Annotated in this window: 14 protein-coding genes; 9 read left to right on the top strand and 5 right to left on the bottom strand. The window is 69.2% G+C overall.

Annotated elements, in window-relative coordinates; translation table 11 throughout:
• Positions 1–48 precede the first annotated feature (48 nt).
• On the bottom strand, positions 49–837 hold the full coding sequence (locus ACFVBH_RS20440; protein ID WP_379003420.1) for an SDR family NAD(P)-dependent oxidoreductase: 789 nt from the start codon (positions 835–837) through the stop codon (positions 49–51).
• Between the two features lie 228 nt (positions 838–1065).
• Here ACFVBH_RS20440 and ACFVBH_RS20435 point away from each other — a divergent pair, with 228 nt between their 5' ends.
• The 5 genes from ACFVBH_RS20435 (at position 1066) to ACFVBH_RS20415 (ending at position 3853) form a co-directional block, all read left to right on the top strand.
• Positions 1066–1506: a hypothetical protein gene (locus ACFVBH_RS20435; protein WP_379003418.1), complete on the top strand. Its 441-nt coding sequence runs from the start codon at positions 1066–1068 to the stop codon at positions 1504–1506.
• 247 nt (positions 1507–1753) lie between these two features.
• A complete protein-coding gene (locus ACFVBH_RS20430; RefSeq protein ID WP_379003416.1) occupies positions 1754–2302 on the top strand; it encodes a dihydrofolate reductase family protein in 549 nt (182 codons plus the stop codon).
• Positions 2302–2754, top strand: a complete 453-nt coding sequence (locus tag ACFVBH_RS20425) for a putative glycolipid-binding domain-containing protein (protein ID WP_379003414.1) — start codon at positions 2302–2304, stop codon at positions 2752–2754. The genes ACFVBH_RS20430 and ACFVBH_RS20425 overlap by 1 nt, the downstream gene beginning before the upstream one ends.
• Positions 2755–2787: 33 nt before the next feature.
• Positions 2788–3150 carry an iron chaperone gene (locus ACFVBH_RS20420; protein ID WP_379003412.1) on the top strand — a complete coding sequence of 121 codons (363 nt, stop codon included), beginning with the start codon at positions 2788–2790 and terminating at the stop codon, positions 3148–3150.
• A 64-nt stretch (positions 3151–3214) separates the two neighbouring features.
• Entirely contained in the window at positions 3215–3853 is a 639-nt protein-coding gene (locus ACFVBH_RS20415) for a maleylpyruvate isomerase family mycothiol-dependent enzyme (RefSeq protein WP_379003409.1), read from the top strand.
• A 61-nt stretch (positions 3854–3914) separates the two neighbouring features.
• On the opposite strand, the gene ACFVBH_RS20410 is transcribed toward ACFVBH_RS20415, so the two are convergent.
• Both ACFVBH_RS20410 and ACFVBH_RS20405 read right to left on the bottom strand, forming a co-directional pair.
• Positions 3915–5633 (bottom strand): protein kinase, encoded by a 1719-nt coding sequence (locus ACFVBH_RS20410; protein ID WP_379003407.1) that lies wholly within the window; start codon positions 5631–5633, stop codon positions 3915–3917.
• A 112-nt stretch (positions 5634–5745) separates the two neighbouring features.
• Entirely contained in the window at positions 5746–6546 is an 801-nt protein-coding gene (locus tag ACFVBH_RS20405; protein WP_354987656.1) for an acyl-ACP thioesterase domain-containing protein, read from the bottom strand.
• A 195-nt stretch (positions 6547–6741) separates the two neighbouring features.
• On the opposite strand from ACFVBH_RS20405, the gene ACFVBH_RS20400 reads away from it, so the two are divergent.
• Positions 6742–7095 carry an MmcQ/YjbR family DNA-binding protein gene (locus tag ACFVBH_RS20400; protein WP_354987655.1) on the top strand — a complete coding sequence of 118 codons (354 nt, stop codon included), beginning with the start codon at positions 6742–6744 and terminating at the stop codon, positions 7093–7095.
• 75 nt (positions 7096–7170) lie between these two features.
• Here the strand turns inward: ACFVBH_RS20400 and ACFVBH_RS20395 are convergent, their stop codons facing one another.
• The gene (locus ACFVBH_RS20395; protein WP_379003404.1) at positions 7171–8091 is read right to left on the bottom strand and encodes a toprim domain-containing protein; all 921 of its coding nucleotides are present in this window, start codon (positions 8089–8091) and stop codon (positions 7171–7173) included.
• Between the two features lie 182 nt (positions 8092–8273).
• A complete protein-coding gene (locus ACFVBH_RS20390) occupies positions 8274–9134 on the bottom strand; it encodes an LLM class F420-dependent oxidoreductase (protein WP_379003402.1) in 861 nt (286 codons plus the stop codon).
• Between the two features lie 144 nt (positions 9135–9278).
• On the opposite strand from ACFVBH_RS20390, the gene ACFVBH_RS20385 reads away from it, so the two are divergent.
• From ACFVBH_RS20385 to pgi, 3 genes are all read left to right on the top strand, one after another.
• Positions 9279–10157 carry a helix-turn-helix domain-containing protein gene (locus ACFVBH_RS20385; RefSeq protein ID WP_354987652.1) on the top strand — a complete coding sequence of 293 codons (879 nt, stop codon included), beginning with the start codon at positions 9279–9281 and terminating at the stop codon, positions 10155–10157.
• A 149-nt stretch (positions 10158–10306) separates the two neighbouring features.
• Positions 10307–11179, top strand: coding sequence for a TIGR03619 family F420-dependent LLM class oxidoreductase (locus ACFVBH_RS20380; protein ID WP_379003400.1), 873 nt, complete (start codon positions 10307–10309; stop codon positions 11177–11179).
• Positions 11176–12774 (top strand): glucose-6-phosphate isomerase, encoded by a 1599-nt coding sequence (gene pgi, locus ACFVBH_RS20375; protein WP_379003398.1) that lies wholly within the window; start codon positions 11176–11178, stop codon positions 12772–12774. Before ACFVBH_RS20380 ends, pgi begins: the two co-directional genes overlap by 4 nt.
• Positions 12775–12815 lie beyond the last annotated feature (41 nt).

Raw genomic sequence — 12815 nt, 5'->3', positions numbered from 1 at the left:
GCCGCGGATCGTCCCGGCGCGGCCGAGACTGTCGCGCGCCGCGAGCCGTTACGGCAGGATCGAATCGACGTAGCCGCCGTCGACGCGCAGGGCCCCGCCGGTGGTCGCCGAGGCGAACGGTGAGCTGAGGTAGACGACCATATTGGCGATCTCGTCGGGCTCGATGAGCCGCTGGATCAGCGACTGGGGGCGGTGTGCGCGCATGAACTCGCGCTGCGCCAGATCCCAGGGCAGTGCCGGGTCCACCAGTTGATAGACGAAATCCTCCACCCCGGCGGTGTGGGTCGGCCCCGCGATCACGGAGTTGACCGTGACCCCTGTTCCGGCAACGTCTTTGGCGAAACCGCGGGAGAGCGCCAGCAGCGCGGTCTTGGACACCCCGTAGTGGATCATCTCCTCGGGGATGACGATGGCCGAGTCGCTGGCGATCTGGAGGGCACGGCCCCAGCCCCGGTCGACCATGCCCGGCAGGTACGCGCGGAGCAGGCGGGCCGAGGTCAGGACGTTGACCTCGAAATAGGTGCGCCACTGCGTGTCGGTGATCTCCCGCGCCGGGACCGCCTCGAAGATGCCGAGGTTGTTGACCAGGATGTCGACGGCGGGCAGTTCGGCGAGCAACCGGTCGACCCCCGCGTCGGTAGTGACGTCCGCACTCACCCCGAGTACGTCCCCACCCGCGGCGCGCAGTTCGGCGACCGCCGACTCGACCCGGTCCGGCGTCCGCCCGTTGACCGCGACCCGGGCCCCGGCGCGGGCCAGACCCGCGGCGATGGCCAGTCCGATGCCCTGCGTCGATCCGGTGACCAGCGCGGTCCTGCCCCCGAGGTCGATGTTCACGAGCGACACTCCTTCGCGGATGGTCATGTGGCGTGCGATGTTCGCTGCGCCGGCCGAGTCTATGGAGTCGGCGGGAGTCGCCCGCACAACCCGACGTTCTTCGGCGAGGCGTGCCGCGCCCGCCCACGGTGGCGAGCGGTACGCTACGGCCCGGGGAATCGGGCGGTCGGCACGAGATGCGGAAAAGCTGTCCCGCATGCCATTTCCACTGTGATACGGGGGGTTTCGATGACTCATATAGATGCGATGCGAGCGGGCGTGCAGTCCCCCTACGCGAATGTGCCCGAGGTTCGGCGACTGACCCGCCTCGCCGGATTCGCAGCACTAGCGCTGGGCATCGCCCTCGTGGCCTGCGCTGTCGGACTGGTGGCATCCGGTCTGGTGAACACCGAATACCTGATCGCGGTAAGCGTGGTAGCGCTGCTGCCCGGGATCACCGGCATCAGCCTGCTCATGGCATCCCGGCGGATCCTGCGCGGGGAGATCTACGGCGCGATCAAGGCGATGACGACCCTGGTCGCCACGGTCGGCCTCGTCCTGCTGGGGACGGTGGGCGCCCTCATCGAAGGCCCTTGGCCCGCAAAGCTTCTGATGGTCGTTCTCACCGTCGGGACCGTGACGACCATGACCCTGGTCAACCGCGCCGATCGAGCGCTGAAGGGCCAATAGCACAGGCGCCGTGGTGTTCCCGTCCGGACCGGGCGCACTCTCGTGTACGAGATCGCTCAGCGCTGTCTCCGATGCAATGGTCACGGGCTCGCGGGAGGCCGCGATCCGCGATCCGCACGTCGTGTCGACACACGCCGCGTCCTACCCGTCGGCTGCGATGTGCGCGCCGTGCTCGCTGGTCCGCGACCACTTCGCTCTCCGGCCCCGGTGCGTTGTGGATGCCTCTGATCGGTGCTAGAACAGGGCTATGCGCCGGTTGCTGGTCACCGAGAACATCACCGCCGACGGGCGGATCGAGATCATCGACGAGTGGTTCGCACCGACCCCCGAGGGCGGCATCGTGGAGTGGCTGTCCGCGACCGAGCGGGTGGGCGCGGCCTCCGACACCGTGCTGCTGGGGCGGCAGACCTTCGAGGACTTCCGGGGCTACTGGCCGCAGCACACCGACGAGCCGGCGGGCGCCTACCTCGACCAGGTGCGGAAGTACGTCGTGTCGTCGACGATGACCGACCCGCGGTGGCGTAACTCGACGGTCCTGTCCGGCGACCCGGTCGAGGAGGTACGCCGGCTCAAGGAGTCCGACGGCGGCGACATCACCCTGTGCGGCAGCCCGACGTTGGCGCACGCGGTGCTGGCGGCCGGGCTCGTCGACGAGATCCGGCTGCTCGTCTTCCCCGCCGTTCAAGGCCGCGGAAAGAGCCTGGTCGCCGACGGCACCTCGTTCGACCGGCTCGAGGTGCTCGAGTCGCGGGTGTTTCCTTCCGGCGTGACGCTGCTCCGATACGCCGTGAGCTGATGCGCACGTTCGTGTGGCAGGGAATCGACGAGCCGCGGATGGAGATCGTCCGGGTGGAGAGCCCGGACCGAGCACGCGGCACCCTGATCGGGCTGGTGTACGAATTGCGCTGGGAGCTCGATGGTTCGGAGCTGATCGTCGACATCGGCGCGGGCCCGGTCCGGCACACCCTCGGCGAGGCGGACTTCTTCGATCTTCAGCACTCGGCATACTTCAACTCGCTACCCGTCCTGCACGACCACCTGTTGTCGAACGCCGCACCACCCCGGGACTACACGATGCGTTTCGTGAGCGTCCCCCGGCTGAGTTCCGAGCTCACCGCGCAGCGCTACGAGCCGCGCGGCGACGACGTGGTCGGCTTCGCTTCCGGCGATTACCACGCCGAAATCGAGTTCGACCGGGACGGTTTCGTCGTCACCTACCAGGACTACATTCGGCGGCTACATCCCTGAACGCAACGCTCGAACACCCGGGAGGACAGGACGATGGATGACAAGGTGACGACCATCGATGACTATCTCGATGGCGTCGACGCCGCTTTCCGGCCGGAGCTCGAACGTATTCGCAGTCTCGTGACCGAGCTGGTGCCGAGTGTGGAAGAAACGATCAGCTACCGCATGCCGACCCTGAAGTACAAGAACCGCGCACTGGTGTTCTTCACCGCGTCGAAGAAGCACATGAGCTTCTATCCCTCGTCCTGGGCGATCGCGGAGTTCGAGGACCGGCTGGCGGACTACCGCACCTCCGAGCACGCGATTCGGTTCACGCTGGAGAAGCCGTTGCCGAGCGACCTGATCGAAGACCTGGTCCTGTTCCATGTCCGCCAGATCGACGCCGACCGGAGTTGACCGGCCACGCCGGGACGGCTTCGAGACATCCCGGGCAGGCACCACCGAGCTGGAGGTTTCCCCAGTGCCGAAGGACATCTCTCGTAATGAGCTGTGGACCATGGCCCACTCCGAACGCGCGGCGCTGGCCGCCGATCTCGCCGATCTGGACGACGCGCGGTGGGCCCGGCAATCGCTGTGCGGACGTTGGACAGTGGAGGAGGTCCTGGCCCACCTCACCGCGGCGGCGAGCACGGGCCGGCTCCGCTGGCTGATCAGCGTCGCGGGCGCCCGCTTCGACTTCGACGAACACAATGCCCGCCGGCTGGCCGAGCACCGTGGCACAACCGCCGCGGAGACGCTGGAGCGATTCCGGAAGATCATCACCAGCACCACATCGACATTCGGCCCCACCGCGGCATGGCTCGGTGAGGTGGTCGTCCACGCCCAGGACATCCGGTATCCGCTGGGCCTGTCGCGTGAGCCCGCGGTCGAGGCCGTCACCGAGGTCGCACGGTTCTACGCGAGCCGGGACTTCACCGTCTCCGGCCACAGCGTGATCGAAGACCTGCGCGTGGAGGCGACCGACGGCCCCTTCGCCGCGGGAACGGGCCCGCTGGTGAGCGGAACGACCCTCGCCTTGACCATGGCGATGGCGGGCAGGGCCGTCTACTGCGAGGAGCTCACCGGGCCCGGCGTGCCCACCTTGCGCGGTCGCCTCTGAGCCACTCCCCGTCGTTCCGGTGCGCGAGCGTTCGACGGGACACGGCCGGCCCAGCGTTCCCTCAGCGCGCGTACACGCTCACGATCGAGCCGTCGAGATTCGCCGCGATGTACCCGCCGCCGCTGTATTCGTCACTGAGATAGACCATCAGCGTCGGCTTGTCGTCGTTGAACGTCCAGGCCGGATTGACGATCAGGTAGCGGCTGGTCGGATTCGCCAGGCCGAGCTTCTCGTGCGCCGTGGCCAGCAGCGCTGGCAGGATGTCCCAGTTGATGCTGTTGAGCGTGATGGTCGGCTCGTCGGCGATCTGCCCGCCCGCGCCCTGACGGCTGGTGGTGCCGTTGCGGTAGGAGTACTCGTCGTACACCGTCGGCCGGTCCTTGACCGGCGCACCGAAGTTCGCGTACTCCGGGTAGAACACCGTCTCGGTGAAAACCGTTCCGCCGGTGGCTTTCTCGAAGCTCTCGATCGCCTGACGAATACCGGCCGGGGTGAGCAGATCGGTTTTCGCCGACGTGCTGGTCGTGGTCCGGGCCGCGCCGCCGGTGGTGGGAACGATCGGAATCGGGATCGTTGCGCGCACGTCGGTGGTGCCCGGGATCTGGCTCGGCAGCGCCTGGCTGTCCGAATCCTCGGGCAGCAGGGTCACCGCGGCGACGACCCCCACCGCCAGCACCGCCGCGACCCCGGCGCCGACCAGAATCCAGCGCCGCTGCCCGGACGGCGCGGGCGGGTGCTGCATCGGCGCCTGCGGCGCGGTGGCGGGCATGGTCGGCGCGTACGGCAGCGACTGCTGCGGCGCCGAGTTGTACTGCGGGCGTGCGTAACCCGCCGGCGGGGTCTGCACCTGCGGCATCGAGGGGTGCGACGGCGCGCCCTGATACACCGGCTGCGATCCGGGGAAGGTCGTCGCGGCATGCGCAGCGGGAAAGCCCGGGTTCGAACCCGTGATCGCCTGGGAGAGCAGCCAATCCAGCTGATCGGCCGAGGGCCGCTGATCGGGGTCGGGCACCAGCAGCGCCTGCAGCGCCGCCGTCAGCGCGCCCGCCTGCCGGGGCGGCGGCACGTCACCGCGCAGCACCGCGGCCAGCGTGGCCACCGAGGTGTCGCGCCGCATCGGGTGATAACCCTCGACCGCGACGTACAGCACCAGGCCCAGCGACCACAGATCCGAGGCCGGATGCCCCTCCTGCCCGCCGAGTCGTTCGGGCGCGACGTAATCCAGCGACCCGACCACGCTGCCGGTGGAGGTCAGCCCATCCATGTCGTTGATGGCCGCGATGCCGAAGTCGGTCAGCACCGGCGAACCGTCATCGCGCAGAATCACATTGGCGGGCTTGATGTCGCGGTGCAGGATGCCCACCGCGTGCGCGGCCTTGAGCGCGGCCAGGATGCCGCGCCCGATCTGCGCGGCCCGGTCCGGGCTCATCCGGCCGCCGTCCAGGCTCGGGCCCGGATCCAGGTGTTCGGCCAGCGTCTTGCCGCGCACCAGTTCCATGACGATCCAGGGATGGGCGACGGTGGGGGAGTCCACGATGTGGTGGATGGCCACCACGTTGGGGTGCCCGATCCGGGCCAGCGCGCGTGCCTCGCGCAGCACACGTTCGCGCTGGACCCCGGGGGTGCTCTCGCGATCGGGTTCGGCCGGGCGGACTTCCTTGAGCGCCACCTCGCGATGCAGCGCCAGATCGTAGGCCCGCCACACCGTGCCCATGCCGCCGCTGCCGAGCGGTTCGAGCAATTCGAAACGCCCGTCGATCACTGTCCGCTCGGAAATCACGGCGTCAGCCTATGGGCAGTGCCCGTTCGGCGCTAATCCTTCGTCGCGGCGGGCGCTGCCGATTGCGTCACTGTCCATTCGGCGACGTGATCACCGTGCGCGAGCCGCCCATTCACGGTATCCGGCGCACCTGCGCCATCGCGCGAATTTCCCGGTCGACGGTGAACCAGAGCGTGAGCGCGTCCGATTCACGCCGGGTATGGATCTCGATCTCCTCGCCGAATCGGATCGGGCGGTTGTATTCCAGGACGAACCGGTGCGGGCCCGCGGTGAGATCGGCGGCGGAGTCCGTGAATTCGTGCACCCCGTGCCAGTAGGCGGTGTTGGTCACGTGCTGGAAGTGGTCGATATCGGTGCGGCGCAGCGGGAATGGGGTGCCCCCGGCCGCCGGCGCGGGGTCGGTCAGCCACTGCTGCCAGCGCAGGCGCTGTTCGTCGGTGGTCGTGCACATGAGGTCGAAGAACTTGTCGTCGACCCGGGAGGGGCTCATGGTCTCCTTGTTCATGTGGATCCAGAAGCCCTCGGTCTCGACCAGGCCGCCGTTGTCGGCGTCGATCCGCACCCGCATCGTGCACCAGCGCGGTGAGATGCCCGAGCACCAGCGCCGCGTGCGCAGCTGCGCGGGCCAGGTGATGGGCCGCACCACGTCGATGACGGTGCGGCGCACGATCCAGTGCGGATGCGATTCCAGCGCACCGCAGTGCACCAGGTGATCGACCCCGGCCTCCTGGATGTGGCGGGCGATGCCGTCGATGCGCAGGCCCTGCTCCTCGTCCATGTCGCAGGTGCCCAGGCGTCCGGGGAAATCGAAGATATGGCCGGTGGACGGCACGGGGGCGAGCGGGCGCAGCAGGGGATGATCGGCGGCAACGAGCGGCGGCGCGGTCGCGGGTCGAGCGGCGAGCTGGGTCATCGGCAAACCTCCGGGGCGTCCAGACAGGGCGGAGAGCGGGGAGTGCACTGAAGTACTACGGCGGCCTATATCAAGGGGGCGCAGGCAATGCCTCGCCGAGTGATACGCAGCGTAATGCAGCATCGGTTCGACACCCGGAGCGACGCTTCCCATTCGTCCAAGGCGTTCCCCGCGCGCACTGACTAGCCTTCGATCATGGGCGAACAATTGGACTCGTTACGCGCACTCTGCACCGCGCTGCCGGAGGTGAGCGAACGCCTCAGCCACGGCGAACCGACCTGGTTCGTGCGCAAGAAAGTCTTCGTCATGTTCGCCGACCATCACCACGATGACCGTCTCGCCTTCTGGTGTCCCGCGCCGCCTGGGGCGCAGCAGGAGTTGATCGCCGCCGAGCCCGACCGGTTCTTCCGCCCGCCGTACGTCGGCCATCGCGGCTGGCTCGGGGTGTATCTGGACGTACCGGTCGACTGGACCGAGATCACCGAGGTGGTGCACGACGCCTATCGGATGGTCGCGCCGAAAACCGTACTTGCGCAGTGGGAAGGGTGACCGGTACCGCGGCCGCCGTGCCGGGCGCGCGCGACTGCCGCAGCCGGGCCTGAAGCTATGCCGCAGCCCGCGCGATCACAGCCCGCGATAATGGTCGTCCAGTACCGGCACCGGGTCCAGGTCGGGAATGTGGTGGCCCGCGTTGCAGTGGTCGGTCAGATCCTTGCCGTCGCGGGCCTGCACGACGCGGATGCGGCCGACGAGCCCCTCGATCGACCGTGCGACCCGGTCGGCGTGCCGGTAGCCGGGGGCGTCCCGGTCCGCGATGATCCAGACCCGGCGCGCGCCCGCGAGCATGCGGCCGTGTTCGGGTCGCCAGCCCTGGGCCCCGCCGGCATTGCAGGTGGCGGCGAGCCCCGCGTGCACGGCGGTCAGGGTGTCGGCTTCGCCCTCGCACACGACGATGTCGCGCCCGGCCCGCACGGCCGCGAGCACCTCGGGTAGGCGGTAGGGGAGCGGCTCGAATCCGCCCGGCTCCCAACCGTGTTCGCCGTAGCGCTCCTGCCAGAAGGTCTTGGCGTGACCGTACCGGTGCGGGATGTGGGCGCGAATGATCCGGCCCGCCGGGGCGCCGTCCGCGCGGCGATAGAGGTAGGTCGCCACCCGGTGCGGCCGCCCGATCCGGGCCCCGAGGTCGCGCCGGTGTACCTCGAGGGACAGGCCGCTCGCCTGGAGCGCGCGGTCGGCCAGCTGCACCTGCGCGCCGGCTCGGCCCGGACGGCGTGGCAGCGCCCCCGGTCCGGGCCGGTCGAACAGATCCCGCACGCCGAGCCCGAGCCGGTACAGCACTTCCTCGTCGGAGCAGCCCGCGAAGCACCGCACCACGGTGCGCCCGCGCTGCCGGTTGTAGACCACCCCGAGCGAGGGATGATGGCGGCGGCCGTCGGCCTCGTGCACCGGGCACAGGTAGGTGAGCCACTCCCCGCCCCGCCGGCCGGGTCCGGAAACCCGTTGCAGGGCAGCGGTAATGGTGTCCCAGGAGTGATTGACGCTCATGACGCGGTCCTCTCTCCTTCGGAGTACCCGAATTCGAGAGTCGTTGAACCACACTGTGCCCGGCCGTTCGGCGATCGTTCGACCGCCGCGCGATGAGTTCCGCGGCGACGGCCCGACGACCGCCGTGCGGGCCGGAACCGCCCCGGCGCGCGGACAGCCGCGGCGACCGGTTGTCGCGCCGGTTATCCCTTGGGCAGATCCAGCCCGTCGAGCTTCTTCGCGAGCCGGTCGAGGTAGGTGTACGCGATGTCGTTCGAAGCGTCGGGCACGCCGTAGAGCACGTCGGTCACCCCCGCCTCGGCCCAGCGCTCGAGGCGTTCGGCATCGGGTTTGAAGTCCAGGGCGACCACGCGCGGCGCGCCCTCGCGGCCGGCGTCCTGCCAGGCGCGCAGCAGTCGGCTGGTGGAGCCGTGCACGTCGGTTTCGGTGGGCGTGGTGATCCAGCCGTCGGCCGAACGCGCGATCCACTTGAAGGTGGTGTCGGTGCTGCCCGCGCCGATCAGCAGCGGGATGTGCGGCTGGACCGGCTTGGGCCAGGACCAGCTGGGCCCGAAGGAGACGAAATCGCCCGCGTATTCGGCTTCCTCCTGCGTCCACAGCGCCCGCATGGCTTCCACGTACTCGCGCAGCACGGTGCGCCGCTTGTTGGCGGGCACACCGTGATCGGCGAGTTCGTCCGTGTTCCAGCCGAATCCGGCGCCCAGGGTCACCCGGCCGCCGGAGAGGTGATCGAGGGTGGCGATGGTCTTGGCCAGGGTGATCGGGTCACTCTCGGTCGGCAGCGCCACGGCGGTGGACAGCTCGATGCGCGAGGTCACCGCGGCGGCCGTGGCCAGCGCCACCCAGGGATCGAGGGTGCGGGTGTAGCGCTCGTCCGGCAGTTCGGCGGTCCCGGTGCCGGGGTGGGCCGCTTCGCGCTTGACCGGGATGTGGGTGTGCTCGGGCACGAAGAACGAGGAGAAGCCCCGGTCCTCCGCGGCCGCGGCCGCCGTCGCGGGCGTGATGCCGCGGTCGCTGGTGAACAGTACGATGCCGAAACGCATTATGCGCCAGCCTTTCTCACGATGCTGCGGGTTGTCTCGAACGACGATTCCCGCCGAGCTTGCGAATATTCGCAAGCTAGTTTACGAATATCTGATTCGGTCGTACGCTAGCGAGAATTCAGCGACTCGACAAGAGGAGTGCAGGTGCCCGGATCACCGCCCACACAGCGCGTTCTCGACGTGCTCGAGCTGCTCGCGGGTTCGTCGGCGGCCCGCACCGCCTCCGACATCTCGAACGAACTCGGGCTCAGCCGCTCCACCGCGGGCGCGGTGCTCGGCGTCCTCGAGGAACGCGACTGGGTGCGGCGCTCCCCGGAGCTGACCTACCAGCTCGGGGCCGGCGCGATGGCGTTCGCCGCCAGCGCGCAGGCGCGCGGCGACCTGCCCGGACCCGGCGCGCTGGCCGCCATCGAGGCCCTGGCCGCGGACCTGGACTGCGGCGCGGCGCTGGCCATCGTCGCGCGCTCGCACATGGTTTTCGTCGCGGTCTCCACCGGCCGCGGCCGGATCCCGGCGGTGATCACCCCCGGCGCCCGCCTGCCCTATCGCGCACCGACCGGGGCCACCATCGCCGCGTTCAACGACGAACAGAGCCAACAGCAATGGCTGCGCCAGGCCTCCACCCGCGCGCGCATGAACGAGTACCGCGATGTGCTCGAGCAGATTCGCACGCGGGGCGTGGCCGTCTGGGGCGTGGCCGCGGAGAACGCCGGCTTCCTCGATGTGCTGGCCGAGGTGGCGGGCCATCTCGACGACCACCCCGCCACCGGCGCGCTGCGCGATCGCGTGCTGACCATGCTCAGCGACCTGGGCGGGCGGCCGTATTCGGCCGCGACCGTCGACTCCGATTTCGACCTGCCGATCAGCTATCTCACCGCCCCGGTCCTGAAGGCGGACGGCCGGGCGGGCTGGGAGCTGCAGATCGGCCCGCTGCGCCCGGCGGTATCGCGCGCCGAGCGCGAGCACTACAGCGCCCGGCTGACGGCCACGGCACGACTGCTGAGCCACGGTAACAACAACTGAATCCGGTGGCGGGGCAGGCGAATCCGAGCCCGGCTACCCCGAGATCACGGCGCCCCCGGCGCCCGTTCCCGTTCGACCGCTATCGACCCGCGCACCGGGCGACGCCATCGCGGCGTTCGCCTCTCTCGCGCACCCCGAAAGGATCTGTCATGCGTTATACCTACGCCGAGGCGATGACCAATCCGGACTACTACGTCCCCCTCGCGCAGGCGGCCGAAGCCGCCGGATTCCACAGCATCACCATCGCCGACAGCGTTGCCTACCCGGCCGAATCCGACTCCAAGTATCCGTACAACGAGGACGGCAATCGCGAGTTCCTCGAGGACAAGCCGTTCATCGAGGCGTTCGTGCTCTCGGCGGCCATCGCGGCGGCCACCACCACCCTGCGCCTGACCCCGTTCGTCATCAAACTGCCGATCCGCCCGCCGGTGCTGGTGGCCAAGCAGGCGAGTTCGCTTGCCCGCCTGAGCAACAACCGCTTCGCGCTGGGCGTGGGCATCAGCCCGTGGCCCGAGGATTTCGACATCATGGGTGTCGACTTCGCGCGCCGCGGTAGGCGCATGGACGAGTGCATCGAGATCGTGCGCGGATTGTCCACCGGTGAGTTCTTCGAGTACCACGGCGAGTTCTACGACATCCAGAAGATCAAGATGACCCCCGCGCCCACCGAACCCCTGCCGATCCTGCTGGGCGGGCACAGCGATCCGGCCCTGCGCCGCGCGGTCCGGCTCTGCGACGGCTGGATGCACGCCGGCGGCGACGCCGAAACCCTGGACAAGTACCTGGCCCGGATCAACGAATTGCGCAGCGAGCGTGACAATCCCCGCGATTTCGAGATCCACGCGGTCTCCCTGGACGCCTACAGCCCCGACGGGGTCAAGCGTCTCGAGGACAAGGGCATCACCGACGCGCTCGTGGGCTTCCGCAATCCCTATGTCGCCGAACACGATACCGAGACCCTCGAGCACAAGATCTCGATGATCAATTGGTACGGCGAGAACGTCATCGCCAAAGTCAAGTGAGCACGGCCGTGACCGATCACCGAACGCCTTGGGCGGCACTGGAAGACAAGCAGCGGGAACTGGCCGGGGTGAGCCTGCGCGAGCTGTTCGCGCGCGAGCCCCGGCGCGGTCCGGCCATGACGGCCGAACACGACGGCGTGGTGCTGGACTACTCGAAGAATCGCGTCGACGCCCGCACCCTGGACCTGTTGGTCGCGCTCGCCGAGGAGCGCGGTCTGCGGGCCGGAATCGAGGCCATGTGCACCGGTTCCCCCATCAACACCACCGAGGGCCGGGCCGCGCTGCACACGGCCCTGCGCGCGCCCGCCGGCGAATCGATCATCCTCGACGGTCACGACGTGGTGCCCGACGTCCACGCCGTCCTGGCCGAGATGAGCGCGTTCGCGGTGCGCGTGCGCACCGGCCAATGGCGGGGCGCGACGGGCGCGCCGATCCGCGCCGTGGTGAACATCGGCATCGGCGGCTCGGACCTCGGGCCCGCCATGGCGTACCAGGCGCTGCGCGAATTCGGCCTCGACACCCTCACGGTCCGGTACGTCTCGAACATCGACGGCCACGACCTCGCGCGGACCCTGCACGATCTCGAGCCCGAGACCACCCTGTTCATCGTCTCCTCCAAGACCTTCACCACGGTCGAGACCCTGACCAATGCCTACACCGCCCGTGAGTGGATCCTGGCGGGCACCGACGATCCCGGCGCGGTCGCCAAGCATTTCGTCGCCGTGTCCACCGCCGCGGCCGAGGTCGAGAAGTTCGGTATCGACCGGGACAACATGTTCGAGTTCTGGGACTGGGTCGGCGGGCGCTACTCCCTGCCCTCGGCCATCGGCCTGTCGCTCATGATCGCGATCGGTCCCGGCCGCTTTCACGAACTGCTGGCCGGTGCACGATCGATGGACGAGCATTTCCGGACCGCGCCGTTCGGCGCGAACCTGCCGGTACTGCTCGGGCTGCTCGGGGTGTGGTACCGAAACTTCTGGCGGGCACAGAGTTACGCGGTGCTGCCCTACGACGAGCGCCTCGCGCGGCTGCCCGCGTACCTGCAGCAGCTCGACATGGAGAGCAACGGAAAGTCCACCGGCCGTGACGGTTCCCCGCTCACCGTGGACACCGCGCCGGTCATCTGGGGCGAACCCGGAACCAACGGTCAGCACGCCTTCTTCCAACTGCTGCACCAGGGAACGGTTCTCGTGCCGGGCGACTTCATCGGGGTGCTCGAACCGGCGCACGAGCTGTCCGGTCACCACGATCTGCTGATGGCCAACCTGTTCGCCCAGACCGAGGCGCTGGCCTTCGGACAGCCCGCGCCGCAGCGGGATTCGGGTTCGCACCGCGAATTCCCGGGCAACAGGCCCAGCAACACCCTGCTGATACCGCGGCTCACCCCGTACACGCTGGGTCAGCTCATCGCGCTGTACGAGCACAAGGTGTTCACCCAGGGCTGGATCTGGGGCGTCAACTCCTTCGATCAGTGGGGCGTGGAACTGGGCAAGACGCTGGCCCGGCGCATTCACGCCGAGCTGCGCTCGGAGTCGGCCGGGGAGCACGACAGTTCGACCGCCGCGCTGATCGAGCGGTACCGCGCCGCACTGTAGCGGCTCGCGGCGCGCCGTGCGCAGCCGTCGTTCCGCGCTGC

The sequence above is a fragment of the Nocardia sp. NPDC057668 genome, from assembly GCF_042799795.1.
Lineage (GTDB): Bacteria > Actinomycetota > Actinomycetes > Mycobacteriales > Mycobacteriaceae > Nocardia.
Note: the sequence above shows the minus strand (reverse complement) of the source record. Positions and strands in the feature narration are given on the sequence as shown.